We start from the raw sequence: 24,968 nt of genomic DNA, 5'->3' as shown, positions 1-24,968 counted from the left end.
GGTGCAGGCGATCATCAGCCAGATGCTCTACCAGGATCCGGTCGTCTACGACTGGGCGCATGTCCACGTGCCGACGCTCGCCTTCGGGGGCGCGGAGGATCTGCTGCTTGGTCCGGCGGAGGTTTTCCAGGAGCGAATGCAGGTGCTGGCCGACACCGTCCCGAACGGAAACGGCCGCGTGCTGCTCTTTCCCGGGCTTGGGCACGTGCCGCACCTGGAGCGGCCGGACATCATCGTGCCGGCGCTCGTCGACTACCTGATGGAAGGCGTTGAGTAGCGCCGTTTCCGGAACAGTCCCTACGCTCGGCCATCACTGAGATCGTGCAGCGCGATTCGTTCGCGCAGCGTCTTGAGGACAGTCTCGTTGTGCGGGCTCGTCTGGCTATTGAATCCGGGGAGTCCGAACACGTACTCCGGCCGCTCGCCGCAGACGGACTCGCGAAACGTATAGCCTGGAAATCCGGAGATTCGGATTCTCGTAGACGGCACGGCCCGATCGAGAGTGTCCATTAGCCGGCGCCACAGTGAAGACTCGCTAAAAAACAGCACGACAACGCGCGGCTGCGCGAGTCGAATCAGGGACTCGCCGACCGAGATGTCGCGTAGATCCCTTGGCAGATAGTCCCATGATCGTGACCGATAGGGACTGAGGTTGGCGGCGGGGCTGCTTCGGAGTAACGCTCGCCCTTCGTCGGCGCCACCAGCGAAGAGCGACGCTGCCGCGAGTACGCCACGCTGCATCGGATGCTCACCCCTTCGGAAACGGCCCCAGTCGTCGTCCAGGTAGCTGGACCACCCGCGTCGTTGCCGAAAGGGGACATCGTGAGGGTGGCGGTCGCCGTCGTCGGGCTCGCCACCAGGGTTCTTGCCCAGCCACAGGATCCGGGCTGGTGGCTCAAACGTCTCTGGCGTTGAGTACAGGAGGCGCATGTTCGGCCTCCGCGCCGGCGTCCAGTAGTTGGTCTCGGCGCAGCGTTCCGCACAAGAACTGTTCAGCACCTCCAGGTACTCGCGTGTCGTCATCGAAGTCTCCAGCGGGAGCTGTCTTCTGGGCGCAAGCCGGTCACTGTCCGGCACGCCCTTATACACGACGAGCATGACTATTACATGACCAAAAGACGACTAAAACATGAATATGTCCCGTTTTGTGCAGGGCCGGCCGCTGAGGTGCGAACGCCGGGTTCGGTGAGTCGCTCTGCTAGGGTTGAACGCGGGTCGTCAAGTACCAGAGCCAGACCTGCGACCGGCGAGCCCCGGACTCCTCGAGCAGTTCGTCGAGGAGCGGCTCGTTCTTCAGCTCCGGCAATCCCGCCCACAGCGAGACGAGGGCCCGTTGCGTCGTCTTGATTGCCCGCAGTCCGGCAGGTGTCACCTCGAAGATCCGCGTGGCGCCACGTCTCGACGACGAGGTCGGATCGCCCCCCGCGGACGTCACGAGTCCGTTGCGCTCCAGCGGGCCGAGCGCGGCGTGAATCTTCCGCGGGGCGACGCGGCAGCCGCCCGCCCGCAGGATCCCGCGGGCAATCGCGGGGCCGGAAGCTCTTTCTTCGACCGTGAGGATCGCCAGGAGGACCAACAGTTCGAAGTCGGTCAAATTGTCCTCGTGCGTGAGTCCTCTACGGAAACGATGCGTGAGTGAACGCCTCGAGCATGGCCGATTCCGGCGGTGACGACAGAACAAAACTGTGTCGCATAGTCGTCGGCTTCCGGATAGTTGGTCGCTCGGACCCGCGTCGCGGCCGCCTCGAGGTCAAACTCCGTGTGGCGGAGTTCGACCCCCGGCCCGAGGAGGAGCCAATCCGCCCCGGTCCGCCCGAACGGCATTCCCACGCTCCCGGCGTTGACGACGCGAACGCGGCCGATCGAGCGGTCGAATTGCATGTGAGTGTGACCGCAGACGACCAGCGCGGCCGTCACTCCTTCGAATGCTTCCAACAAACCGTCTTCGGGTGTCAGGCGTGTGAAACACTCAACCTCGCTTCGCGTGCCCGCAGATCGCGGTTGCCGGCAACTCCCGCAGGCTGCCGCGCCTATGCTAGATCGCTGTGAGGCCCATGCGCCTGCGCCGTGCTCTATCTCAGGCACAAAAACGGCCCGCTTCACCACACGCGGTGGCGCAAACCGGGCCGTACTTGCAAGGGTTCGGCCTGAAGGCCGCGCTCTGCGATTATTCGGGGCTGAAGGGCAGCGATGAATGATGAAGATTGATCTTCAAATCACCGTCAACAAGGACGTAGCCAAAGGTGTACTCGACCTTTGTCTCGTTACCGTCCGGGCCTGTGAAGTAGTAGTTACCCATGGCCATTGCGGAGGTGTCGTTGGTGTAGATGCCGTTGTTCTCCCACCGAACATTGGTCCAGCCCGAGATCGCGAACCCTTTGTCCTCCGTTCCGTCTTGCCCAATGAAATAGCTCAGAGCTTCGTCAAATGTTTCACGGAACTGATCTTCCGCTGCCATGGTCGGCTTAAACATGACGTTGGTCTCGCCATATGCATAAAGGTCATTGATGTGTTCCTTCGCACGGGCGGTGTAGTCGCCGCCATCGGCATGAGCTTTGGCAATCGCGACAATACCCTCGCCCCAGGCTCTCTGTGCATCAATGACAGTCTGTTCGGAGATCGGTTCCGCTGCAGCTGACGTCGCAATGGCGGCAACGGCGAGGCCGGAGGCTGCGGTCAGAACAGGATGTAGTTGTTTCTTCATGATGGGTGTCCTCTCTTTCGTGGAATCGACGAGATCGTGGGCTCCCGTTCTTTCGCCGCGTCCGGGGATCGAAGGGTAGACGGGAAGCGGTCGCCTCGTCAAGATCGGGAGGGAAAGAAGCTTGTGAGCGGCTAGGGTTATGGGAGAGCGATGACCAAGAGAAGATCTGGTCCCGGCGCGCGCGTGGTCGTGAGGGCGCTCGTCGCGGTGCTGATCGGCATGCTGGCCGGCGGTGGCTTCAACGCCGCGCTGGGCGAGCAAGGCGCTGACACCCCGGCGCTTGCGTTGCTCGGCGGCGGCCTGGCGCTCGTCGCCGTGATCGTGTGGGAGATCCGGCGGCGAGCCAGGCAGACAGAAGGAGACTGACGCCCCGCCTACTGCAAGGAGAAGGCGACCAACTCCGCGATGTTGTTCTCGTCCAGAGCCGCTACGACGAGGTATTGCCGGCTGTCCGCCCTGTACGTGATCGGGAACCCGGTGGTGGGGCCTCCGGGCAGCGAGATCTCATGGACGATGTCACCCGTGCGCTTGTCGTACGCCCGGAGCACCGGAGCTCCGCGCTGCCCTTCGCCCGCGAACAGGAGGGTGGACGTCACCAGCAGCCCGGAGCTCTGGGTGAGGATTCCGGTCTGCGGCACGTCCACGCCCTGGAGATCCGGATGCTGCTGGATGTACTCCGGCGTCTCGCCGTGCGGGATCTGCCACAGAATCTCGCCCTCAGTGAGGTCGATCGCGGTGATCCGGCCGTAGGGCGGCTTCAGGAGGGGCAGGTCGCGGACGGTCGGGACTCCCCGTGAAAACGAGATGTGGTAACGCACGCCGGTCCCTTCCGTGCCGTCCGTCAAGCCGAACAGCGTCGGTCTCGTCTGCGACGGCACGAAAAGGAGGTCCGCCTCGACATCTACCGCGCCGGCGGGCCAGTTGACGCCGCCACCCGCGCCGGGGAGCCCAAGGGTCCCGAGGTTGACGCCCGGCTCAATCAGTGACGGCGGGGTATACAGCGGCCCGAGCCGGATTTGCTCCACGATCCGCAGCGCCTCGGCCCGGAGCTCCGGCGTGAAGTCGATGAGGTCGTCTTCGGTGACGCCCTGGCGTTCAAACGCGGGCGGCTTGGTGGGGAAGGGCTGGGTAGGAGACGTCCACTCGCCCGGCACGTCCGACTCTCCGACGGCGCGCTCTTCGATCGGCCACACGGGTTCGCCCGTCTCGCGGTTGAGTACGTAGGCAAACCCCTGCTTCGAGAGCTGCACGAGCGCCTTGATTGGGGCGCCGTCGACCTCGATGTCCACGAGGATGGGGGCGGTGGGGATGTCGTAGTCCCAGAGTTCATGATGGGTGAGCTGAAAATGCCACGCGCGCTCACCGGTCTCCGCGTCGAGGGCCAGGACGGAGTTGCCGAAGAGGTTGTCCCCGGGCCGATAGCCCCCGTAGTAGTCGTTCGTGGGCGTTTCCGTAGCCACGTAGAACAGGCCGAGCTCCGGGTCCGCCGTTACCGGCGCCCAATGTCCGACGTTCCCCGTGTATTTCCAGGACGCATCGAGAAGCTCCGGATTCTCCTGCACCCAATCGTGGGTGCCGGTCGGCACGTTCCAGAGGGATTCGTCCGCCTTCAGCCAGGTGTCGACGCCGAATTCTCCCTCCTTCGGGACCGTGTTGAAGCGCCAGAGCATCCGACCAGTCCGGGTGTCGTACGCCACGATGTCGCCGGGCATGTTCATGGGCCAGACCTCATTCGGAGAGGCCCGGGTGGGAATGCTGCCGGTATGCAGCGAGATCGATGCCACGAGCGCGTTGCCGAGAATGGAGGGCGGTGACGTATTGGCGACGCGGCCCGCTCTCTCCGCGGCCGGTCGCTCGTTCCACCGCAGGTCGTCCATCATGTCCACGACCCCGGCCGTGCCGAAATCCTCCACCAGGTTGCCCGTCCGGGCGTCCAGCGCCACCAGCTGAAAGCTCGGCGTCACGACGAAGATGCGCTCGTCGCCGGCTCCGTCCGTCCAGTAGGTCACGCCGCGCCCGGCGCTCCGGGCGACGGGCTCGATGATGTCGCCCCACCGGCGCTCGTTGTCGCCCGGGTGCCAGTTCCAGATGGTCTCGCCAGTGGCGGCATCAAGGGCGATCACGCTGCGCTGGTTACCGATGGTCGTATAGAGGACGCCGTTGACGACGATGGGACTGATCTGCGTCCGGCCGGACGGAGGCGGATCGCCCTGGTCTCGCGCGCTCCATCGCCAGGCCACTTCCAGGTCGCCGACGTTGGCGGCGTTGATGTCATCCAGCGGGGAATACCGGGTGGCGCCCGCGTCTGCCCCGAACACGCCCCATTCCCCATCGGCGGCGCCGTTCTGGGCGCTCGCGCCGACGGTTCCCAGGCATGCGACGGCCGCGACCGCCGCCCAACGGATCACCGGGCGCCGACTAGAAGACGTATTGCACATGGTTGTAGAAAATATATTACGAGGGCGATGACCGACGACCACACTTTCCGGTTGATCCTCATCCTCGGCATAGTGGTCTTCCTGCCGGTGGCCCTCTACTACCGGATCCGCTCACAGGCGAGCGGCGAGAAGCTCGACCGGCGACAGGAAGGCCTGTTCATCCTCTTCACGCTACGCCCATGCGGGATGGCCGCGCTAGGCGGCCTCCTGGCCTTCCTCATCAACCCGGCCTGGATGGCGTGGGCCTCCGTGCCGCTTCCCGCCGCCCTCCGATGGGCCGGCGTGGCGATCGGTCTGCCCGGGATGGCCCTCGGCTTCTGGACTTTCCGCAGCCTCGGCAGGAACATCACGGACACCGTCGTCACCCGACGCGAGCACACGCTCGTGACGAGCGGTCCGTACCGCTACGTCCGTCACCCGTTCTACGTCATGGTTGCCTTCGCACTCGTTGCCTACGCGCTCGCAACGGCGAACTGGTTCATCGCGCTGACCGGCCTCGCCACCCTGGTCCTCCTGGTGATCCGGACCGGGACCGAGGAGGCGAAACTCGTCGAGCGGTTCGGCGATGACTACCGGCGCTACATGGCGCGGACAGGGCGCTTCTTCCCGCGCCTCCGGTCTGTCCCCCCGCCGCCGGCGTAGGCTTACCCCTGCCGGGCCGGCGGTGAGGCATCCGAACCGAGGGGTCTCGCCGGCACCCCGGCATAGGTGCCGGGCCCGTCCAGGGTCACGTGCTTGGGCACCAGGCTCAACGCGCCGATCTGCACGCTGGGACCGATGGTCACGCCGATGCTGATCAGCGATCCGAGCCCGATCGTGGAACGGTCTCCCAGGCGCACGTGCGCCGTCTTCACGAAACCGCGCTCGACGGTGTGGCCCGACAGGTGAACGTCGCCGCCGATGACCACGTCGTCGCCGAACTCGAGAAGGTTGTGGTCGCTCACGGCCAGGCTGTTCACGTAGACGCGGCGCCCCACGCGGGCGCCGTTCAGGCGCAGGTAGGCGCTCCAGATCGGCGTTCCGCGGAAGAGGGTGCCGGCGAACAGCCGTACGACGTGAATGGCGACCATGTAGCGCACCCAGTCCAGCAGCGGCCAGTCGAGATCGGCGAGTCGCATCTCGGCGTCGGGCCGTGTTCGCCAGCCGGTCACGCGGGTGGCGAGCGCCGATCCGAACATCAACGTGATGGCGAACAGGGCGTACGACGGAACGATGGCGAAACTGGCGGCGACCATCCGTGCGACGGGGTCGCCCTCCGTCCAGGCGAGCAGCGGCTGCCACACCGCCATGACGGGCAGAATGGCCAGTCCGCAGACGATTCCCTGGACTACGACGAGCGACGCGACGGCCCATGCGCAGCGTGCCCGCGCGGCAAACGTCCCGCCGCCCCGCGGCCGGCCCGCGGCGTCGCCGGCCGACTGCGGCACGGACTCCGAACGGCTCACATGATCCTCGAAGGCCCAATCATAGCCAATTGCTGGTCGTGAACCGCCGCGCCGGCACTCGGGCCTTCGTCAGGCCCGCACGGCGCCGGCGAGCACGGCGCAAAGGACGTCGAGCAGCACGTCGAGGTCGGCGGCGTCGTTGTACAGATGCGGCGCGATGCGGATGGCGCCGCCGCGCAGCGAGACCGACACATTCCGCTCGGCGAGATTGCGGCCAAGCTGCGGGATGTCGGCGCCGTCCGGCAGCCGCACGCCGAGCAGGTGTCCGGCGCGCCAGCGCGCGTCCTCGATGCGGCAGCCCAACTCGCGGAGGCGCGGCACCACCCGGTCGGTAAGGGCACGCGTGTGCGCCGCAACCGTCTCCGGCTTCCAGTCGCGCACCTGCTCCAGCGCGGCTTCGAACATCGGCAGCAGGACGAAGTTCGAACGTTCGCCGACGTCGTAGCGGATGGCGCCCGGCCGATAGTCGTCGCGGTAGTTGACGAGCTCGTTGAAGTGGTCGCTGTCGGGGCGCGTGATCCAGTTCTCCTCGATCGGCGTACCACCGTCGAAGGCGGGGCCGTACCAGGCCGCGCCGACGGAGTACGGTCCGGTCAGCCACTTGTAGCCGGCGCAGGCCACCGCGTCCGGACGGATGCGTCCGACATCCAACGGCAGCGCGCCGACGGACTGCGTCCCGTCGATGACCAGCCGGGCGCCCACGGCCCGCGCGCGCGCGCCGACCGCCGCCAGATCGAACCGCGCACCGTCGGTCCAGTGCAGCTCCGGAATGGCAACCACCGCCGTCCGCTCGTCGATCGCGTCCAGTAGGGCGGTGTTCCAGGCCTCGGCGCGCGATCCGGCGGTTTCCGGCGCGGCGACGGTGCGCAGCGTCGCGCCCGCCTCGCTGCAGGCGCGTCGCCAGGTGTAGACCACGCTCGGGAACTGTTCCTCGACGACGACGACCGTCTGTCCGGGCGCGAGCGGCGTGTTGCGCGCAATCGTCGCCATGGCATAGGAAACGGACGGGATGATCGCGACGCGATCCGGATCGGACGCGCCGATGATCTGCGCGAAGAGCTGGCGGACGCGCGAGCTCGGCTCGAAGAAATCGGCGATTCCGAGCCGGGCGGGCGCTTCGATGCGCTCCAGCGCCTGCCGCCCGGCGGCGGCGACGCGCTTCGAGGCCGGGGCCATGAACGCGCAGTTGAGGTAGTGCGACTCGGGCGGCAGCGAGAAGAGCGAGCGGTAGTCGCCTTGTGGAGTGCCCATGACTCCAGCTTAGTCCACGCACAGACACGGCGCGTTCCAAACGGCGAGGTCGACGGACAGACGTCGATTGGCTATGCCGGCGGGCTGACCGACGTTCCGCGCGCCGGCTGATGGTCAGCGGCCGGTTGGCTTCGGCAGGCCGCGGTTGGTGAGGACGTAAGCGGCGAACGTGCCCAGCCAGTGGCCGCCCTCGTAGGTCGCTCCGGTGACCGAGGCGAGCCCCGACGCGCGGTGAGCCTCTGCCGCGGCGAGGAGGGCGGTCCGTCGGCCATCACTCGCCGGGAGCCCCGCCGCAATGCCGTCCAGCATCCAGGCGCGGCTGAGGTTCAGGCCGTCGAGATGCACCAGCTTCCCGTCGGTCGGGTCGGTCACCACGGCCGGTTCGAGCCACCCCGCCCCGCCGGCATCCGGAATCCCGGGCAGAAACCGGTGCAGCCAGTCGGCGAAGTCGGCTGGAGCCTTCACGCGGCGGACGAGATCCGCCTCCGCCAGGCAGGGAGAGAGGAAGTCCTGCCCCGACGGCTCGTAGCGCAGGGGACAGTCGTAGTCGGCGAAGTAGTAGTCGCCGATTCGGCCCTCGAGCAAGGCGGCCATTTCGTCGTCGCCGGCGGTACGGGCCCAGTCGAGGATGAGCCCGAACGCGAATGCGGTCTGGGAGTGCTCGCCGCCGCGAATCGGATACGTCAGCTTCGGCAGCCATTCCCGAATCCGTTCCGCCGCCAGCGACTCGAGCGGGGCGAGGGCGTCCCGCCAGCGCCGCGCGTCGGGATCGTCCCACTCGCGCAGCTCGGCCGCGAGCTGCAGCAGCCACGCCAGCCCGTACGGCCGCTCGAACGTGTCGCGTCCAGGCGTGTCCACGTAGTCCACCTCCGCCCGCAGGTTCTCTGCCGTGAGGCTCCGGGTGAGTGCGGTGCGGGACGCCGCAGCCGTCTCCGCCCCCGGATAGAGCCGCGCCAGGCGGGCGAGCAGCCAGTGCCCGTGCACCGAGGAGTGCCAGTCGTAGCAGCCGTAGAAGGCGGGGGTCAGTTCCCGCGGCGGGCGCGCGTCGCCGTCATCGTTGAGGACGTGCGCGACCTTGTTCGGGTACTCGCGGTGCACGCAGTCGAGCGCGAGCCCGGCGAGCCGTGCCGCCACCGCCTCGTCGGACTGGGCGGCAGCCGCCGGGACGGCGCCAAGGGTCAGCGTGACGATGGCAGCGAGACGAAACCAAGGTTGGGCCTGTATCGGCACATCGCAGATTCTATGCGGTGACGTGCCAGCGCGCGTTGGACGGGAAGCCGCCGGGGCTTGAAGGTGTCACGGAGTCGGCGGAAGCAGCATGCACCCCCCGAGCGCGCGGTTCAGGCCACTTCCTTTGATCCGTGAAAATGCTCTATTGAACTACTGTTTTTCAAGAAATATAATGCCATGTGGTCATTGCCCGCCCGATACCTATCACGCGCATCCACGAGTCGTTCGGCGTTCATTCGGTCGTGGCCCTGACGGGTCCTCGCCAGTGCGGCAAGACTACCCTCGCGCGTGCGATTGCGGCTGACGTCCACCAAAGCACGTATTTCGATCTCGAAGCGGCGGTCGACCGCAGGCGGCTGCAGGCGCCGGAACAGACCCTCGGACGCTTGTTCGGACTCGTGGTTATCGATGAAGTGCAGAGGCTGCCTGCCCTCTTCGAAACCGTGCGGGTTCTCGTCGATCGGCCGGACAACGGGGCGAGGTTCCTGTTGCTCGGGAGCGCGTCACCCGTCTTGGTCAAGGGCGTGTCGGAAACGCTCGCCGGCCGTGCGGGGCTCGTCGATCTATCGGGATTCGATCTTCGCGAGGTAGCCGCAGACTCGTGGCGGAGGCTCTGGCTGCGCGGGGGGTTCCCGCGCTCCTATCTCGCTCCGGACGGCAAGGGCTCATGGCTCTGGCGCGAGAGCTTCGTCCGCACCTTCCTCGAGCGCGACATTCCGCAATTCGGAATCACGATTCCAGCGGAAACGCTGCGCCGGTTCTGGACGATGATTGCCCACTACCACGCACAGACCTGGAATGCGGCCGAGCTCGCCCGTGCGCTTGGCGCCAGCGAGGGCACCGCGCGCCGCTATCTCGACATCCTCGCCGGGGCGTTCATGGTGCGCATCCTGCCGCCGTGGTTCGAGAACCTGAGGAAACGCCAGATCAAGGCGCCCAAGGTCTACGTGCGCGATACCGGCCTGCTTCACGCCCTGCTCGATCTGGAGCGGGAAAACGACCTCGCCGGCCATCCCAAGGTCGGGGCCTCGTTCGAGGGCTTCGCCATCGAGCAACTGTGCATCGCCTTCGAGACGAGCAACGCCTGTTTCTGGGCGACGCACGGCGGCGCGGAGCTCGATCTGCTAGTCACACACGGCGGGAAACGCTACGGCTTCGAGTGCAAGCTCGCCGACGCTCCAGGCACGACGCGGTCGATGCGCGTCGCGCTCGATGACCTCGGCCTGGAGCATCTCTGGGTCGTCTATCCCGGTGATGAGCCGTATCGTCTCGATGACCGGATCTCGGTGCTGCCGGTAGCGCGCATTCCTCAGTTGGCGGCGTCGTTGCGGGAGGGAGCCTGAGGGGATGCCTGCTTCTCGCGGACAATCTCGCCCGTCCGCTCATCGTAAGCCCGGAGCAGCGGCGGGCCCCGCTGCCCGTCGAGACATCGGCTACCTGGTCGAGGAGCGAGAGATCGTGAACCCACCGGATCCGAACCAACCGCTGCTCTCGAAGGCAGGACGCCAGCGAACTGATCGACGAGCTTCTGGACATCCCGACCCGCTACGGCTGGCGCGCAGATCACCGGCTCGTAGAGAATCAGAGGTGCCTCCATGGGTTCTGATCCGCCGCTGGTATCGGCAGTTCTTTCCAGAGCTGGCAGCGAACGGTCCATCGTCCACGGGGCAGGGCGACAGCTAGCTGCTATGCCCGTGGAGTTATAGGCTCGCGTTGTTTCGGAACAGGCACGGTTGCTACAGCATCGGCCTGCCTCGGTAATGAACCTGCACCTGCTCTACGCCGCCATCGACGGCGCCCACGTCGCCTTCCTGGTGGCGCTCGCAATCCGGCTCCTGGCGCTGGCTCCGCGAAACCGCAACGTGCAGTTGATCGCGCTGCTCGCTTTCGGCGCGATCTGCTCGGTCGTGTCCGCGCGGCACTCCTACATGGCCGTGCTCCCTGCCGCGTTCGCGGTGGACTTGGGACCGCTCATCATTCCCATGAACCTCGCCCGGAACCTCACGTCGGGCCTTGTGATGGTCCTTTCCCATCGGATCTTTCGGGACGGAGAACGGTTGCCTCCTCCGCTGTTGGCAGTCTGGGCTGTGCAGACGTCACTCGAGGAGCCGCTCGAATGGATGGCGACGTTCGCGTGGGCGCCGGCACAGCCACACACGATGTTCGCCCTCTATGAGGTCGTTCCGTCAGCGCTCCAGATCGTCATGCTCGGGTTCGCGCTCGTCTGGGCGCTGCGCGATTCCGATGCCGACCTGGTGGAGGCGCGTCGGAAGACCCGCGTCGTGCTCGTCGTGGTGTCGGTGGCCCATATCGTGTTGGCACTGCTCGTCGAGCGCCTTGCCCTGCAGATCTGGGCCCTGCCCAGCGACGTCTATTTCGCCGTGCACACTTGTGTCACTGTCCTCGGCTTACTGCTGTCCGGCACCATCGTCGTGCTTCTCCTCCGACCTGACGCCGCGCGATTCGTCGATCCGCTACGACCGGCGCCCGTCGCCGCGGCCGCCGAAGTCAGCCGGGACGAGTACGACGTGGCGCGGATTCGGGCCGCGTTCGAATCCGAGCGGGTGTACCGGCGCATGGGGCTCACCGTAGGTGCGCTCGCAGAGCACCTCAAGATACCGGAGTATCGCCTCCGCTCCTTGATCCACAAGAATCTGGGCTATCGCAACTTCAACACGCTGCTACATGACTACCGCGTGGCCGAGGTCTGCGAAGCGCTGGCCGATCCCGCTCAGGACGATATGCCGGTGCTCACACTGGCCCTGACGGCCGGCTACCAGTCGATCACGCCGTTCAACCGGGCGTTCCGGGCACTCAAGGGGATGACGCCGACCCAGTTTCGCGCCCGCAGTCGGCAAAAGCCGGCCGATTGCTGAAAAGTCAGGGCGATTCCCGAAAACGACCGCTGCTTCAACAATTCGCCGAGACGACCTGGTCCGTCGAACCGTAGATTCGCTCAACGGTTTGCGCCAGGAGGTGTCGCGATGAGTGAAGCGGAGGTGTTGCCATGAGTGAATCGTTGGTCGAGTGCCGTAGCCTGACATACGCCTACACGCGAGGCGGCCAGACGCTCGTCGTGCTGGATCATCTCGATCTCACGATTCAGAAGGGCGATTTCACGGCGCTGATGGGGCCGTCGGGTTCCGGGAAGACGACGCTGTTGAACCTGATCGCCGGCCTGGATCGACCGATGTCGGGGGAGGTTCGAGTCCTCGGGGTGCCGCTTGGCAACCTGACCTCGACGGCGCTGGCTGAGTGGCGGGCGCGCCACGTCGGGTTCGTCTTTCAGTTCTACAACCTGTTGCCGGGGCTGTCTGCGGTCGCCAACGTCGAGTTGCCGCTACTCCTGACATCGCTCACGCGAAGCCAGCGGCGCCAGCACGCGGACACCGCGCTGCGGATCGTCGGGATCGAGGATCGTGCGGCGCACAAGCCGTCGGCCCTCTCGGGCGGTCAGCAACAGCGGGTCGCGATTGCCCGCGCGATCGTGACCGACCCAACGTTGCTGGTGTGCGACGAGCCGACCGGCGACCTCGACCGGGAGACCGCGACCGGCGTGCTGTCGCTCCTCCAGTCGCTGAATCGCAAGATGGGAAAGACCATCGTCATGGTCACGCACGACCCCCAGGCCGCGGAGTACGCCGATTCCGTCGTTCAACTGGACAAGGGCGCACTGATCGGAGCGGCAGCATGACTTGGCTGAGCTTGGTCAGAACCGGGCTGTGGCGCAAACCGACGCGGACGGTGCTGACGACGCTGTCGCTGTCGGTGGCCTTCGTCCTGTTCATGCTGCTGCGTGCTCTCAGCGTAGCGTTCACGGGCGGCGCCAGCGTTCCGGGCGTCCAACGACTGCTCGTCGATGCGAAGTACGCGATGACCGACAACCTGCCGCTCGCCGCGGTGCAGAGCGTGCGAGAGATCCCCGGTGTGGCCGGAGCAACGCAGATGAGCTGGTTCGGCGGCTACTACCAGGATCCGGCGCACGCCTTCGCGAAAGCCCCGGTCGACCAGACGCAGTACTTCCGAGTCTTTCCGGAACTCGTGATCGCCGACGATGTGCTTGCCCGGTTCCAGGCATCGCGCCGGGCCGTGGTCGTTCCCGTCGCCATGGCGGAGGAGCACGGTTGGCGAACCGGCGACCTCATCCCGATCGTCGGCGACATCTGGCCGAAGTCGGACGGATCGTGGGACTGGGAGTTCGAGGTCGCGGGGACCTACGAGGTACCTCCCGGAAGCGTTCTCCAGCCGTGGTTTCTGCTCCGCTACGACTACTTCAACGAATCGGTCGCAGACTGGGCGAAGAACGAAGTCGGCTGGGTCGTAGCGCGCCTGGACGACGGCGTCGATCCGAAGATGGTCGTCGACGCCATCGATGTCCGCTTCGAGAACTCGTCCGACCCGACACGTTCGCTGTCCGAAGATGAGTGGAGCCGGCAGTTCGCGAACCAGCTTGGAGACATCGGCCTCATCGCGACCCTGATCCTCGGCGCCGTGTTCTTCACGATGCTCCTGCTGACAGCGAACGTTGCAGCACTGGCGTTTCGCGAGCGCGTGCCGGAGCTGGCCGTCATGAAGGCCCTTGGATTCAAGGACGGCACCGCCGCAGTCGTGGTGCTCGCCGAGGCCTTGGCGCTCTGCCTCATGGGCGCCGTGGGCGGCGTCGGGATCGGGTTCGCGCTCGAGATGCCCCTGAATGCACAGCTCGCACCTGTCGTCGGCCGCTTCCAGATGAGTTGGGTTGACGCCGGACTCGCCCTTGGGATCGCGGGAGGGCTGGGTTTGGCCATCGGCTTGCCGCCGGCGGTCTCCGCGAGACGCCTGTCGATTGTCCACGCACTAAGGGAGATCAGCTAGATGTTGAAGCAGACAGCCGCCGTCACCCGCATGAGTCTGGAGAGCCTCGGCTCGCGCGCCGCCTCAAGCGCGACCGTCGTCGTCGGTTCGGCGGCCGTGGTCGCCGTGCTGCTCGGGCTGCTTGCGATGTCCTCCGGCTTCCGATCCGCTCTCGTAGAGACGGCGAAGCCCGACCGCGGGCTGATCCTCAGGAACGGCAGCAACAACGAGATGGACGGGTGGATCGGTCTTCAGGAGCTCGCGATCCTCGAGGCGTACGAAGGCCTCGACGTGACCAGCGGAGAGGTCTACGCAACGCTCACCGTGCCGAAGCGTGGGGCCGGCACTACGGTGGACGTCGTCTGCCGCGGCGTCACCGCGGCGGCGTTCACGCTGCGCCCCGAGGTCAGGATCGTCAGTGGACGCACGCTGACGCCGGGAAGAAACGAGGTCATCGTGGGCGCTTCCGCTGCGCGGCAATACGCCGGCCTCGAGGTGGGCGACAGGGTGCAGGCGCGCACCGCGATGCTCGAAGTCGTCGGTCACTTCGTCGCCGAGGGCGCCCCGGCGGAGTCCGAAATCTGGATGGATCGGGCGATCTCGCAGAGCGTCTTCCGACGCATGTCCGCAGTCAGTGTCGCCCGCGTGAAGCTGGCTGCGGACGCCGACGTGCAGACATTGAACCAGCGCTTGGCCGCCGATCCTCGGCTGACCAGCACGTTGATTCCAGAGCACGAGTTCTTCGCCGCGCAGTCGGCGTCACGCGCTGCGCTGATCGATGCGTTCGCCTACCTGATCGCCGGCATCATGGCGCTCGGATCAGTGTTCGGCGCGCTGGCCACGATGTTCACAGCCGTCAGCCGGCGCTCGGTCGAGATCGCGACTCTGCGCGCGCTCGGTTTCCACAGCGTTCCGGTCGTCATCTCGGTCTTGGTCGAGGCGACGGTGCTTGCCCTCGCCGGGGGAATCCTGGGCGTCGCCGTTGTGTACGCAATTCTTGACGGCTACACCGCATCGACGCTCAACCCGGCCGCGGGGTCCCAACTGGCCTTCGCCTTCCGGGTGACACCGGAGTCGATTGGGCTCGGTCTCGCTTGGGCCCTTGCAGTCGGCGTCATCGGCGGCATGGCGCCGGCAATACGCGCGGCGCGTCTACCGATCACAACCGTGCTGCGTGGGGCCTGAGTGTTGCCACGCGCGTTCAATCAGGAGGAACCACCGGTGGCAGCGTCACTCGACGAGCTGAAGATCGACCGGTCGCGGCGCGGCCGATCCCCGCTCGTGCGAATCGTTGGGCTGGTTCTCGGCCTCGCCGTCCTGGGTGGTGGGGGCGTTGCCGGCTGGCACTGGTGGGAAGAAACCCGGATTCCCGCTGTGCGGACCACGGTGGTACGACAGACATTGCCAGCCGACGGTGCTGAACGCTTCGGGCTACGTTACGGCGCGCCTGCAGTCGACCGTTTCCTCGAAGATCACGGGACGCATTGTCGAAGTTCTCGTCGAGGAGGGGATGGCGGTGACCGAAGGCCAGGTCCTCGCCCGGCTCGACGACACGACCGAGCGGTCGTACGTGGCGCTGGCCGAAGCCCAGCTCCGCGCCGTGCGGAGCGCCTTGGCTGAGCTCGAGGTGCGACACGAGGAGGCGCAACTCGACCTTTATCGCCAGCGCCAACTGCTGGACAAGCACCTGATCGGACAGGCGGACTTCGACGCGACGCAGGCCCACGCGGACTCGCTTGAGGCGCGGATCGCCAACCAGCGCGAGCAGGAGGTCGTTGCCGAGCGCGAAATCGACGTGCGACGGACGGCCCGGGAGGACACCGTCATCCGCGCGCCGTTCAGCGGCGTGGCCATCTCCAAGGACGCCCAGCCGGGAGAGACGATCTCGCCGGTCAGCGCCGGCGGGGGCTTCACCCGCACCGGCGTCTGCACCATCGTCGACATGTCGTCGCTCGAGATCGAGGTCGACGTCAACGAGAGCTACATAAACCGGGTTTCGCCCGGACAGCGTGTGGTTGCGACCCTGGACGCCTACCCCGACTGGGAGATAGGGGCCCGCGTCATCACGACTATTCCCGCCGCCGACCGCCAGCGCGCGACAGTTTTGGTGCGGATCGCGTTCGACGCGCTCGGCGACTCCCGCATCCTGCCGGACATGGGGGTGAACGTGAGATTCCTCGAGGCCGGGTCGCCGGAGGAAGATCAAGTCGAGAGAGCTACGGAGGGGTAGGGATTTCCACGGGTAGATGCTCCCGGTCGCCCCACTCCTTCCACGAACCGAGATAGTTCCGGACGCGCGGATAGCCGATGAGGCGTAGCGCGAGGTATCCGTGGGCGGCGCGGTAGCCGCCCTGACAGTAGGTGACAACTTCCCGGTCGGGAGTCACGCCGGCTGCTTCATACATGGCGCGTAGGTCGGCGGCCGGCTTGAAGGCGCCGTGCTCGTCCAGATTGTTCGTCCACTCGACGTGGATCGCGCCCGGAATGGCGCCGCCCCGCTTGGCGCGGACGGTGGCGCCGCAGTACTCGCCGTCGGTGCGCGTGTCGAGGATCGCGGCATCGGTCTGACCCAGCCGCGCCTCGACGTCGCGCCACGTCGCGAGCCGCGTGTCATCGCGGCCCGTCTCCCATCGCGCCGCCTGCGGTGGCACGGCCTCGGTGGTGGTGAAGTAACCGTCGCGCTCCCACGCGCCGACGCCGCCGTCGAGCAGCCGCGCGCCGGTGTGGCCGAAGAACTCGAGGAACCAGAAGGCGCGCGCCGCCCGGATGCCGGACTGTTCGTCGTATACGACTACCGGCCGCCGGGCCTCGACGCCGCGCGTCGCCAGCAGGTGACCAATAATCCAGAGAAAGGCGTCGAGCGGCGCGGGATCGGTGTCGATGAGGCTGATGCCGAACAGGTCGAGATGTGCGGCCCCGGGAATGTGGCCCGCCGCGAACTCGGCGGCCGGCCGCAGGTCGATTACTACCGGGACGCGCGCGCTGTCGGCGGGCGGACGCCGCGCCGCGGAGCCGGCCGCGACGCCCAGTTGCCCCGCCAGTTCGTCGGGCGTAATCAGCAGTCGGGGATTGGCGTAGCCCTTGGGGTTTGCCCGGTTGGCCATCGCGCCCCTCACGTTATGTGACGACCGGCGAGCCGCTCATCAGCGACTCGAGCTTCTCACGCAGCGTGTCGGGGATCCGGACCGGCCGCTCGACGGAATAGTCGTAGACCACCTGCACCGACTTGCTGGTGGCGACCAGGGCATCGTCGCGCACGCGCCGTGCCTCCATGTCGAGCGTGAAACTGGCGCCGCCGATGCGGTTCACGCCGACGCGCACCTCGATCTGGTCGCCGAACACCACCTGGACCTTGTAGTCGCAGGAGGTGTGCGCCAGGATCAGGCTCAACCCGGCCTCCTCGAGCGTGCGGCGCAGGCCCAGGGTCTCCGCCATCACCAGGCGCGCCTGCTCGAAGTAGGTGAAGTAGACCGCGTTGTTGACGTGCTTGAACGCGTCGCAGTCGCGGAAGCGAACCTCGATCCGGTGGGAGAATGCGGGCGTCACGGAAGCCGGGCGTATTATATCGCGTGCCGTCGACCGTAGCCGCGACCGAGACGTTCACGCCGGCCGAGGCGGCGGCCCTCTCTCCCTACTTCGGCAACACCGACAGCCCCATCTTCGTCCTCACGAACCTGCCGGAAGTGGTGAAGGGGGCGCTGTTCGCCCGCTACTCGCGGTCCGCGAAGTCGGTCCGCCGCCTCTTTCTCGACGAGTTCCTCGAGACGGCTGGCGAAGTCGACCACGGCGGCGCCGAGGGACCAGGATCGGCGCGGGCCGAGACGCTCTACCGTCGCGTCTTCGACCAGTACGGCGACGACTCGGTGGCGCAGCTCGGCGGCGCGCACCTTGCGTGCGAGGGCGTGTCGAACGTCCTGACGAAGGTGCTCGAACGGGGTCGGCTGATGTCGTACCTGGAGCAGTCGACGCGCTACGTCCCCTACACCCAGCGGCCCGACGGTCGGTGGAAGTACGTCATTCCCGGCGAGCTGCAGGAGGATGCCGAGCGCGCGGACTACGCCGCCGTGCTCGACCGCGCGTTCGAGACCTATGCCCGCTGGATCGAGCCGATGCAGCGGCTTTTTCGCGAGCGCCACCCGCAGGCGGAGGGCGATTCCGACGGCGTCTACCGCGCCGTGATCCGGGCGAAGGCGCTCGACACGTTGCGCGGCCTGCTGCCGGCCGCGACTCGATCCAACGTCGGCATCTACGGCTCGGGCCAGGCGTGGGAAGCGCTGTTGCTCCGGATGCGGGCGCATACGCTCGCCGAGAGCAGGGAAGTGGCCGGCCTGATGCTGCCGGAGCTCCGAAAAGTGATTCCCGCGTTCCTCCAGCGCGTCGATCGCGAGGACCGCGGCGTCCGTTGGAGCGGCTACCTCCGGGAGCAACGGGCCGCGACCGAGGCGCTGGCCGCGTCGATGGACGGGCCGGGGGGCGTGCACCGAGGTGGAGTAGAGCAGGTTGCCGGCCTGGAGGCCGGCGCACCAGCCGGCGCACCAGCAGACGCACCGTCCGGGGCGCCCGCGGGCGACGAAGTGACGCTGACCGACTTCGACCCCGACGGCGAGGTGAAGGTGGTGGCGGCGGCGCTCTATGCCGCGTCGGACGTGTCGCATGGGCAGCTCCTCGCACGGGCCCGCGCAATGTCGACGGAGGAACGGGTTCGCGCGCTTCGGGCCTATGCCGGCGAGCGGAGCAATCGACGGCACCGCCCGGGGCGCGCTTTCGAGCACGCCGACTACACATTCGACATCCTGTCGGATTACGGGGCGTTCCGCGACCTGCAGCGCCACCGCCTGCTGACACTCGACTGGCAGGCCCTGACCGCCCGCCACGGCTGCACCCGGCCGGAGGCAATCGACGCCGTCGGGGCCCGCGATGACTGGGACCGCGTGATGGGCGACTCCGCCGATCTGGCCGCCCGGATCGCGGGCCGCCACTCGCCGCTCGTCGCGCAGTACGCGGTTGCGATGGCGTACCGGATCCGCTTCTACATGCGGATGAACGCCCGTGAGGCGATGCACGTGATCGAGCTGCGAACGACGCCGCAGGGGCATCCTGCGTATCGGCGGGTCTGCCAGCGGATGCACCGGCTGATTGCCGAGCGCGCGGGTCACCGGGCGATTGCCGAAGCGATGACGTTCGCCGACCACTCCGAGGTGGAGCTGGAACGGCTCGATTCCGAGCGCGCGAGCGAACGGAAGCGGACCGCTAGTCCCCCGCCGCGAAGCGGTCGTACTCCGACAGGAACGTGAGGCTGTCGAACGACGACATCCGGTCGAGGAAGAGCACGCCGTCGAGGTGGTCGGTCTCGTGCTGAATCACCCGCGCCGCGAAACCGGCGGCCGTGAACTGCTGCGGCGCGCCGTGCCTGTCCAGCGACTGCACGCGGATCTTCGTTGCGCGGGGAACGCGGCCGCGGATGTCCGGGATGCTCAGGCAGCCCTCCCAGTCTTCTTCCGTGGCGTCCCCGAGCGGCTCGATCTCGGGATTGATCATCACGACGGGCGGCAGCCCCTGGTCCGGATCGTCCACGCCGGCCACGAACAGGCGGAGCTCGCGGTGCACCTGCGGCGCCGCCAGCCCGATGCCGGCGTACTCGTTCATGGTTTCGAACATGTCGTCGATGAGTCGCTGGATCTCGGGCGAACTGATGTCGGACGGTTCGAGCGGCGGGGTGGGAGTGCGGAGGACGGGGTGCCCCATGCGCGCCACCTTCAGGATGGACATTGCGGGTGGATTATAGGCCGTGCGGCGCTTCGGCAGCCTGCGAAGCACCCTCGTCGGCCGGCGGTTTCGGCGCCCGCGCGTCGCGCCGCGCCGGAAACACCGCGTCTGTCCGCTCGGCCGCGGCGAGGGCCTGGTCAATCATCGCGTCCATCGGCAAATCGCGCTCGGCCCGCTCCACTTCGTCCCGGGACGCGCGGGTGGCCGGCCGGCGCGGGACGAAGAGCGTGCAGCAGTCCTGATCCGGAATGATCGAAATCGGATAAGTCCCGAGCCGGCGCGCTTCGTTGACGATTTCCTCCTTGTCGGATCCGACGAGAGGGCGCAGCACGGGTAGCCGGACGACGTCGTTGATCACGGCAAGGTTGTCGAGGGTCTGCGACGCCACCTGGCCGACCGACTCGCCGGTCACGAGCGCCCGGGCATCGCACGCGCGCGCCAGGCGTTCGGCGATCCGCATCATCAGCCGGCGGTAGAGGACGACGCGGAGCGGCGGCGGCGCCGACAGCACCACCTGCTGCTGAATCTCGCCGAACGGCACCGCATACAGCCGCGACTGCAACTGCCGCCGCGTGAGTAGCTCGACCAGCTCGCGTGCCTTGTCGAGCGAGGCGCGCGACAGAATGGGGTAGGCATGAAAGTGGACGAACCGGACGCGGCAGCCGCGCTTCATCAGGCGGTTGGCGGCAACCGGCGAATCGATGCCGCCGGAGAGGAGGCAGACGACCGAGCCGCTCGATCCCGTCGGCAGCCCGCCCGCTCCCGGTTCCTTCCCGATGGTGTGGAAGATGCGGCCCGGCAGCACTTCGACCCGGATCGGAACGTCGGGCTGCTCGAGGTTGACGCGCCAGCCGATCTCCTGCTTGATCCGGCCGCCTACCGCCCGTTCGATCTCGGGCGACGTGAGGGGATAGGTCTTGTCGGCGCGCGTCGCGCGGACACGAAAGCTGGTGTCGGCGCCCGCCCCGTCTACTCCCGCTTCGAGCTGCTCGACGATGGCGGCGGCAATCGCGTCGACGTCCGGTTGGGATGTCCCCGCGCGGGCAAAGTTGGCCACGCCGAAGACGTTGGACAGCCGTTCGCGTAGCGCCGGCCAGTCGGCTGACGGGCCGAGCGTTACCTCGATCCGCCCCATGAGGGCGCGGACCTGTTTCACGTCGAGGCCCGCGGTCGCCTGGCGCAGGTTGCTCACCAGACGGTCGATGAACCAGGGACGGTTCCGTCCCTTCAGCGCGATCTCCTGATAGTGAACGATGACCGAATCCATGGCGACTTCAGGCGGCCGCGCCAGGACCCCTGGGCGGCGGAGACATCCCCGCGGCGGATCCCGTTACGATACCCCGGATGCGTGACGTCGTGGCGGCGCTTGTCGCCATCGCCCTGTTCGTCCTCGCGCTCCGCCTGATGACGTCGTTGACGAAGGACCGGCGGCGGCGCAAGTCGGAACGGGCGACCTTGGAGGCGGGTGGACGATCGGTCCTGGCCGAGATCCCGGGCGACGAAGGGCTGACGCTATTCACCGAGGATGGGTACGCCTTCCACTTCGGCGACCGGGAGATCCCGAAGCACACCATTCGCTCCGCGCGCGTGCTGATCAACGGCGCTCCGATCGCGGCCTCCGTCGCGCCGGGTCGTCCCGAAGCGAACGCCATTCCGACCGAGGTGGTAGAGGACCGGCCGGAAGGGATCACGCGCGACCGATGGGACGTCGCGATCGACACGGACAGCGACACCATCCTCGTGCCGTGCGGCGCGATCCGCGAACGGATCTCCCAGGAACTTGCGCGCGGCATCTTCGAAGCGGTCAAGGCGGTGGTGGAATCGGCCGACCCGCGGACCGACCCGAACTGAGCGTCGGCAGGGGCGCGTCGGACCCGCGCGTGGGCAGAGCGACGGAGGACTAGTCGGACGTGGGGGGATCATTCTGGACGCGATGGCGGTCATACAAGCTGTCAAAAAACGTGACATGCATGACGACGCTATATGGCGGTTGATCCAGATCGAGGCGTCCAGAGAAGCTGCCCTCAACCTCGTGCTGCCGCCGGACTGGAGAGTTCAGCTCGATCGACTGAAACGCGTGCGTGCGATTCACGGAACGACCGCCCTCGAGGGCAATCCCCTCTCAGACGCGGCGGTGGGTCGGCAGATGGATGCCATGGCCTCCTCGACTACTCCTCCCTCCGGTCAGTCTGGGCGCCTGCGGACGCATCCGGTCGTCGTGGGGACCGAGGCGCTGGGCGGAGTGCATCGGGGCGCGCCGCCGGAAGACGTATCCAGACTCGTTGATGAATTCGTCGAGTTCGTGCATTCCCGGGCGTTCATGGCGAACCACCCCGTGGTGCGAGCCCTGCTCGCGCACTTCTTCCTCGTTACGATTCACCCGTTCGGCGACGGAAACGGAAGGGTCTCCAGGCTGGTCGAGGCGGGGATTCTCTACCAGGGCAACTACAACGTCTTCGGGTTCTATGGTTTGTCGGACTATTTCTATCGTCATGGAGACGAGTACAAGCGGCTGCTTCAGCACAGCCGGCGCACGCAGCCGTTCGACCTGAATGCGTTCGTGGGGTTCGGTGTCGAGGGCTTTGCCACCGAGCTCAAGGGCATCAACAACTTCATCAAGACGAAGCTGAACCGAGTCGTCTACCGTGCCACCCTGCTGGACTTTCTTCTCCACGAAACCGAGCCGGTCGATCCCTTCACAGAAGCACCGTCGCAGAAGATTGACTACTCGGAGCTCCGCGACGCTCCATACGTGAAGAGCGTGTACCGGGGCGTCACTACGCGCACGTTCTACCGGGAACTGACAAGGCTGGCGGAAACGGGGTTCATCAAGTTCTCGATCCGAGAACGCGAACCGACCGTTGAGATCGACTTCGGAGCAATCGGCAGGTACTGACTCAAGTGAGCGAATACGACTCCGATCAAGCCGCTCCGCGCCAACGCTCTCGCAGACGCGGTTCGGGCATACCGGCCGGGCTCTTGGCGATGTTGGCGATCGGCCTACTGGCCGTTGCCGGCATTGGCGCCCGCTACTACCTGCACGGGGATCTCGACGTCCTCCATTCCGTGTTGAGTCTGTTCCTGTCCATCAACCTGCTGATTTCCTATTGGGAGGCGTGCCTGTTCTTTCGGCGGGACTACATCGAGCAGCGCACCGTGTACTGGCGCAACTGGCAACGGGAGACGGGCCGGACGCCGGCTGGTGAGTTTCTCTTCAAGAGGGTGCCGTTGAGACGGGCGCTTTCCCCGACGGTCTGGGCGGATGTCTGGGCGACGTACTCCCAGTTCGACGAGTCCTATTCGGATCGCCGCACGTACGGCTTCAACGTCGATATCGTCAACGGTTTCGTCACGCCGGCGCCGACGCTGATTCTCTACGCGGCGTATACGGTCGATTTCCTGCCCGCGGTCCATGCCGGTATTCTCGGCGTCATGCTGTTCTGGCAATGGACTTATGCGACGTCGGGCTACCTGGTGAGTTTCTTCGTGGCCAACCGGCACAGACATATCACCAGGGGCGAGATGTGCGCGTACATTTTCGCCACGAATTCCCCCTGGGTGCTGTGCGGGCTGTTGGGGCTGTACGTGTCCGTTCGCCTGGTTCTGGACGGCAACTACAGCGTCCTGGGCTATTGATCATCGGATTGGGGGGGAGCATGGACGCGCTTTTCTTCGAGCTGTTCAGCGGGTTGCCGCGGCAGGGGCCGGGAGAGGCCGCGAGTACGCTTCGAGCCCTTGCGCTCGTTCCGGGTGTCGGCCCGGGAACCCGCGTGCTCGACATCGGCTGTGGCACCGGCGCCCAGACACTGGTTCTGGCGAAGGGCTCGGCGGCGCACATCGTGGCGGTGGACAATCACGCGCCGTTCGTCGACTTCCTGAACCGCGAGGCGCTGCGCCTGGGGCTGACGCACCGGCTGGAAGCCCGGGTCGCCGACATGGGGCGGCTCGACTTTGGTGACGGCTCCTTCGAGGTCATCTGGTCCGAAGGGGCGATCTACAACATCGGCTTCGAGGTCGGGCTCCGCGACTGGCGCCGGCTCCTCGCGGATGGAGGCCACATCGTGGTGACGGAGGCCTGCTGGCGGCGGCCGGACCCGCCCGGTGCGTGCGAGGCGTTCTGGAGAGAGGAGTATCCGGACATGCGTGACGTGCCGACTCTTCTGCAGGCCGTCGACCGGTGCGGTTACGAGACGGTGGCCCACTTTCCCCTCCCCGCGTCGGCCTGGTGGGACGACTACTATCGCCCCCTTCAGGACAACGTGACCGCGTTCCGCAAGCGTTATCCCGGCAGGCGGGACGCACAGGAGCTGGCGGACGGGATCCAGCGCGAGATAGACGTCTGGCATGCCTTTTCGGAGTGCTACGGCTACCAGTTCTTCGTGCTCCGCGCCCACTGAGACGCCTGGCGGCGCGCCCCAACCGTGAGAGAGTGTTGACGGATGGTGGTCGATGTCGACGGGCTGACGTTTACCTATGCAGCCGGGACGAGCCCGGCGGTCCGGAATCTGTCGTTTCGAATTGACCGGGGCGAGATTCTCGGGTTTCTCGGACCGAGCGGCGCGGGGAAGTCGACGACGCAGAAGGTTCTGATCGGGCTGCTGCGAGGCTATGAGGGCGCCGTCTCCGTGCTCGGCCGTGACCTCGCGGATTGGGGAGCCGACTACTACGAACGAATAGGCGTCTCGTTCGAGTTGCCCAATCACTACCTTCGGCTTACGGGCGTTGAGAACCTGAGCTACTTCCGGGCGCTGTACCGGGGAGAGACTCGTGAGCCGGAAGCGCTTCTGGAAATGGTGGGTCTGGCGGACGACGGGCCCCGCCTCGTCTCGGAGTACTCGAAGGGCATGAAGACACGGCTCGGCGTGGCGCGCGCCCTGCTCAACGACCCGCAGTTGATCTTCCTCGACGAGCCGACGGTGGGGCTCGACCCGGGTAGCGGGCGGGGCATCCGCAACCTCGTTCGGGAGATGAAGGCTGCCGGGCGCACCGTGTTCCTGACGACCCACGACATGACGGTGGCCGACGACCTGTGCGACCGCGTGGCGTTCATCGTCAACGGAGAGATACGGATCGTCGAGTCGCCGCAGAAGCTCAAGCTGGCCCACGGCGCGCGCACGGTCGTGATGGAGTACCGCCTCCGGGGCAACCCCGGGCGACGCGAGTTTCCGCTCGACGGGCTCGGCGCCAACGCCGACTTCCAGGCCCTGCTGCGTGACGCCACTATCCAGACCCTGCACACGCAGGAAGCGACGCTCGAGGATGTCTTCCTCAGCGTAACCGGCCACAGCCTGGAGTAAGCCG

General features: G+C 66.8%; 25 protein-coding genes. 13 read left to right on the top strand and 12 right to left on the bottom strand.

Annotated elements, in window-relative coordinates; genetic code table 11:
* Positions 1–297: 297 nt before the first annotated feature.
* From F4Y45_11285 to F4Y45_11270, 4 genes are all read right to left on the bottom strand, one after another.
* Positions 298–1,023, bottom strand: a complete 726-nt coding sequence (locus tag F4Y45_11285) for a hypothetical protein (GenBank protein ID MXY25091.1) — start codon at positions 1,021–1,023, stop codon at positions 298–300.
* A 175-nt stretch (positions 1,024–1,198) separates the two neighbouring features.
* Positions 1,199–1,594, bottom strand: coding sequence for a PadR family transcriptional regulator (locus tag F4Y45_11280; GenBank protein MXY25090.1), 396 nt, complete (start codon positions 1,592–1,594; stop codon positions 1,199–1,201).
* On the bottom strand, positions 1,591–2,205 hold the full coding sequence (locus tag F4Y45_11275) for a metallophosphoesterase family protein (protein ID MXY25089.1): 615 nt from the start codon (positions 2,203–2,205) through the stop codon (positions 1,591–1,593). The genes F4Y45_11280 and F4Y45_11275 overlap by 4 nt, the downstream gene beginning before the upstream one ends.
* On the bottom strand, positions 2,168–2,704 hold the full coding sequence (locus F4Y45_11270) for a phosphoribosyl-AMP cyclohydrolase (protein ID MXY25088.1): 537 nt from the start codon (positions 2,702–2,704) through the stop codon (positions 2,168–2,170). The genes F4Y45_11275 and F4Y45_11270 overlap by 38 nt, the downstream gene beginning before the upstream one ends.
* A gap of 150 nt (positions 2,705–2,854) precedes the next feature.
* On the opposite strand from F4Y45_11270, the gene F4Y45_11265 reads away from it, so the two are divergent.
* Complete coding sequence (locus F4Y45_11265; GenBank protein MXY25087.1) at positions 2,855–3,070, top strand: hypothetical protein; 216 nt, start codon at positions 2,855–2,857, stop codon at positions 3,068–3,070.
* Between the two features lie 8 nt (positions 3,071–3,078).
* Here F4Y45_11265 and F4Y45_11260 read toward each other — a convergent pair whose 3' ends face one another.
* Entirely contained in the window at positions 3,079–5,142 is a 2,064-nt protein-coding gene (locus F4Y45_11260; GenBank protein ID MXY25086.1) for a PQQ-binding-like beta-propeller repeat protein, read from the bottom strand.
* Between the two features lie 27 nt (positions 5,143–5,169).
* On the opposite strand from F4Y45_11260, the gene F4Y45_11255 reads away from it, so the two are divergent.
* Entirely contained in the window at positions 5,170–5,784 is a 615-nt protein-coding gene (locus tag F4Y45_11255; protein ID MXY25085.1) for an isoprenylcysteine carboxylmethyltransferase family protein, read from the top strand.
* Between the two features lie 2 nt (positions 5,785–5,786).
* On the opposite strand, the gene F4Y45_11250 is transcribed toward F4Y45_11255, so the two are convergent.
* The 3 genes from F4Y45_11250 to F4Y45_11240 all read right to left on the bottom strand — a co-directional run bounded on the left by F4Y45_11250 (position 5,787) and on the right by F4Y45_11240 (position 8,972).
* Positions 5,787–6,587, bottom strand: coding sequence for a hypothetical protein (locus F4Y45_11250; GenBank protein MXY25084.1), 801 nt, complete (start codon positions 6,585–6,587; stop codon positions 5,787–5,789).
* 69 nt (positions 6,588–6,656) lie between these two features.
* On the bottom strand, positions 6,657–7,838 hold the full coding sequence (locus F4Y45_11245) for an aminotransferase class V-fold PLP-dependent enzyme (GenBank protein MXY25083.1): 1,182 nt from the start codon (positions 7,836–7,838) through the stop codon (positions 6,657–6,659).
* A 114-nt stretch (positions 7,839–7,952) separates the two neighbouring features.
* Positions 7,953–8,972 carry a DUF2891 domain-containing protein gene (locus tag F4Y45_11240; protein MXY25082.1) on the bottom strand — a complete coding sequence of 340 codons (1,020 nt, stop codon included), beginning with the start codon at positions 8,970–8,972 and terminating at the stop codon, positions 7,953–7,955.
* Between the two features lie 281 nt (positions 8,973–9,253).
* On the opposite strand from F4Y45_11240, the gene F4Y45_11235 reads away from it, so the two are divergent.
* The 6 genes from F4Y45_11235 to F4Y45_11210 all read left to right on the top strand — a co-directional run bounded on the left by F4Y45_11235 (position 9,254) and on the right by F4Y45_11210 (position 16,131).
* The gene (locus tag F4Y45_11235) at positions 9,254–10,411 is read left to right on the top strand and encodes an ATP-binding protein (protein MXY25081.1); all 1,158 of its coding nucleotides are present in this window, start codon (positions 9,254–9,256) and stop codon (positions 10,409–10,411) included.
* Between the two features lie 417 nt (positions 10,412–10,828).
* On the top strand, positions 10,829–11,944 hold the full coding sequence (locus tag F4Y45_11230) for a helix-turn-helix transcriptional regulator (protein ID MXY25080.1): 1,116 nt from the start codon (positions 10,829–10,831) through the stop codon (positions 11,942–11,944).
* 131 nt (positions 11,945–12,075) lie between these two features.
* Positions 12,076–12,762 carry an ABC transporter ATP-binding protein gene (locus tag F4Y45_11225; GenBank protein ID MXY25079.1) on the top strand — a complete coding sequence of 229 codons (687 nt, stop codon included), beginning with the start codon at positions 12,076–12,078 and terminating at the stop codon, positions 12,760–12,762.
* Complete coding sequence (locus tag F4Y45_11220) at positions 12,759–13,922, top strand: ABC transporter permease (GenBank protein MXY25078.1); 1,164 nt, start codon at positions 12,759–12,761, stop codon at positions 13,920–13,922. The genes F4Y45_11225 and F4Y45_11220 overlap by 4 nt, the downstream gene beginning before the upstream one ends.
* Positions 13,923–15,086 (top strand): ABC transporter permease, encoded by a 1,164-nt coding sequence (locus F4Y45_11215; protein MXY25077.1) that lies wholly within the window; start codon positions 13,923–13,925, stop codon positions 15,084–15,086.
* 106 nt (positions 15,087–15,192) lie between these two features.
* Positions 15,193–16,131, top strand: coding sequence for an efflux RND transporter periplasmic adaptor subunit (locus tag F4Y45_11210; GenBank protein MXY25076.1), 939 nt, complete (start codon positions 15,193–15,195; stop codon positions 16,129–16,131).
* Here F4Y45_11210 and F4Y45_11205 read toward each other — a convergent pair.
* Both F4Y45_11205 and F4Y45_11200 read right to left on the bottom strand, forming a co-directional pair.
* Complete coding sequence (locus F4Y45_11205) at positions 16,118–17,005, bottom strand: sulfurtransferase (GenBank protein MXY25075.1); 888 nt, start codon at positions 17,003–17,005, stop codon at positions 16,118–16,120. The two genes, F4Y45_11210 and F4Y45_11205, sit on opposite strands and share 14 nt — an antisense overlap.
* 13 nt (positions 17,006–17,018) lie before the next feature.
* Positions 17,019–17,465 carry an acyl-CoA thioesterase gene (locus F4Y45_11200; protein ID MXY25074.1) on the bottom strand — a complete coding sequence of 149 codons (447 nt, stop codon included), beginning with the start codon at positions 17,463–17,465 and terminating at the stop codon, positions 17,019–17,021.
* On the opposite strand from F4Y45_11200, the gene F4Y45_11195 reads away from it, so the two are divergent.
* Positions 17,435–19,195 (top strand): thymidylate synthase, encoded by a 1,761-nt coding sequence (locus F4Y45_11195; protein MXY25073.1) that lies wholly within the window; start codon positions 17,435–17,437, stop codon positions 19,193–19,195. The two genes, F4Y45_11200 and F4Y45_11195, sit on opposite strands and share 31 nt — an antisense overlap.
* Here F4Y45_11195 and def read toward each other — a convergent pair.
* Together def and thiI are read right to left on the bottom strand one after the other, a co-directional pair.
* Positions 19,152–19,670 (bottom strand): peptide deformylase, encoded by a 519-nt coding sequence (gene def, locus F4Y45_11190; protein ID MXY25072.1) that lies wholly within the window; start codon positions 19,668–19,670, stop codon positions 19,152–19,154. The genes F4Y45_11195 and def overlap by 44 nt on opposite strands.
* Before the next feature lie 10 nt (positions 19,671–19,680).
* Positions 19,681–20,934 carry a tRNA 4-thiouridine(8) synthase ThiI gene (gene thiI / locus F4Y45_11185; protein ID MXY25071.1) on the bottom strand — a complete coding sequence of 418 codons (1,254 nt, stop codon included), beginning with the start codon at positions 20,932–20,934 and terminating at the stop codon, positions 19,681–19,683.
* A gap of 77 nt (positions 20,935–21,011) precedes the next feature.
* On the opposite strand from thiI, the gene F4Y45_11180 reads away from it, so the two are divergent.
* The 4 genes from F4Y45_11180 (at position 21,012) to F4Y45_11165 (ending at position 24,964) form a co-directional block, all read left to right on the top strand.
* Positions 21,012–21,518, top strand: coding sequence for a hypothetical protein (locus F4Y45_11180; GenBank protein ID MXY25070.1), 507 nt, complete (start codon positions 21,012–21,014; stop codon positions 21,516–21,518).
* Positions 21,519–21,600: 82 nt separating this feature from the next.
* Positions 21,601–22,563, top strand: coding sequence for a Fic family protein (locus F4Y45_11175; protein MXY25069.1), 963 nt, complete (start codon positions 21,601–21,603; stop codon positions 22,561–22,563).
* 550 nt (positions 22,564–23,113) lie between these two features.
* Positions 23,114–24,064: a methyltransferase domain-containing protein gene (locus F4Y45_11170; GenBank protein ID MXY25068.1), complete on the top strand. Its 951-nt coding sequence runs from the start codon at positions 23,114–23,116 to the stop codon at positions 24,062–24,064.
* A gap of 42 nt (positions 24,065–24,106) precedes the next feature.
* Positions 24,107–24,964: an ABC transporter ATP-binding protein gene (locus F4Y45_11165; protein MXY25067.1), complete on the top strand. Its 858-nt coding sequence runs from the start codon at positions 24,107–24,109 to the stop codon at positions 24,962–24,964.
* Positions 24,965–24,968 lie beyond the last annotated feature (4 nt).

It is taken from the genome of Acidobacteriota bacterium, from assembly GCA_009838525.1.
GTDB lineage: Bacteria > Acidobacteriota > Vicinamibacteria > Vicinamibacterales > UBA8438 > VXRJ01.
This window is presented reverse-complemented; position numbering and strand designations above follow the sequence as displayed.

Excerpts from the sequence above, each read along its gene's own strand:
- F4Y45_11265 (MXY25087.1), top strand. The coding sequence starts at position 2,855 with ATGACCAAGAGAAGATCTGGTCCCGGCGCGCGCGTGGTCGTGAGGGCG.
- F4Y45_11285 (MXY25091.1), bottom strand. The coding sequence starts at position 1,023 with ATGACGACACGCGAGTACCTGGAGGTGCTGAACAGTTCTTGTGCGGAA.
- F4Y45_11260 (MXY25086.1), bottom strand. The coding sequence starts at position 5,142 with ATGTGCAATACGTCTTCTAGTCGGCGCCCGGTGATCCGTTGGGCGGCG.
- F4Y45_11230 (MXY25080.1), top strand. The coding sequence starts at position 10,829 with ATGAACCTGCACCTGCTCTACGCCGCCATCGACGGCGCCCACGTCGCC.
- F4Y45_11205 (MXY25075.1), bottom strand. The coding sequence starts at position 17,005 with ATGGCCAACCGGGCAAACCCCAAGGGCTACGCCAATCCCCGACTGCTG.
- F4Y45_11170 (MXY25068.1), top strand. The coding sequence starts at position 23,114 with ATGGACTTATGCGACGTCGGGCTACCTGGTGAGTTTCTTCGTGGCCAA.
- F4Y45_11270 (MXY25088.1), bottom strand. The coding sequence starts at position 2,704 with ATGAAGAAACAACTACATCCTGTTCTGACCGCAGCCTCCGGCCTCGCC.
- def (MXY25072.1), bottom strand. The coding sequence starts at position 19,670 with ATGTCCATCCTGAAGGTGGCGCGCATGGGGCACCCCGTCCTCCGCACT.
- F4Y45_11195 (MXY25073.1), top strand. The coding sequence starts at position 17,435 with ATGCGGGCGTCACGGAAGCCGGGCGTATTATATCGCGTGCCGTCGACC.
- F4Y45_11215 (MXY25077.1), top strand. The coding sequence starts at position 13,923 with ATGTTGAAGCAGACAGCCGCCGTCACCCGCATGAGTCTGGAGAGCCTC.
- F4Y45_11220 (MXY25078.1), top strand. The coding sequence starts at position 12,759 with ATGACTTGGCTGAGCTTGGTCAGAACCGGGCTGTGGCGCAAACCGACG.
- F4Y45_11165 (MXY25067.1), top strand. The coding sequence starts at position 24,107 with ATGGTGGTCGATGTCGACGGGCTGACGTTTACCTATGCAGCCGGGACG.
- F4Y45_11245 (MXY25083.1), bottom strand. The coding sequence starts at position 7,838 with ATGGGCACTCCACAAGGCGACTACCGCTCGCTCTTCTCGCTGCCGCCC.
- thiI (MXY25071.1), bottom strand. The coding sequence starts at position 20,934 with ATGGATTCGGTCATCGTTCACTATCAGGAGATCGCGCTGAAGGGACGG.
- F4Y45_11175 (MXY25069.1), top strand. The coding sequence starts at position 21,601 with ATGGCGGTCATACAAGCTGTCAAAAAACGTGACATGCATGACGACGCT.
- F4Y45_11255 (MXY25085.1), top strand. The coding sequence starts at position 5,170 with ATGACCGACGACCACACTTTCCGGTTGATCCTCATCCTCGGCATAGTG.
- F4Y45_11180 (MXY25070.1), top strand. The coding sequence starts at position 21,012 with ATGCGTGACGTCGTGGCGGCGCTTGTCGCCATCGCCCTGTTCGTCCTC.
- F4Y45_11225 (MXY25079.1), top strand. The coding sequence starts at position 12,076 with ATGAGTGAATCGTTGGTCGAGTGCCGTAGCCTGACATACGCCTACACG.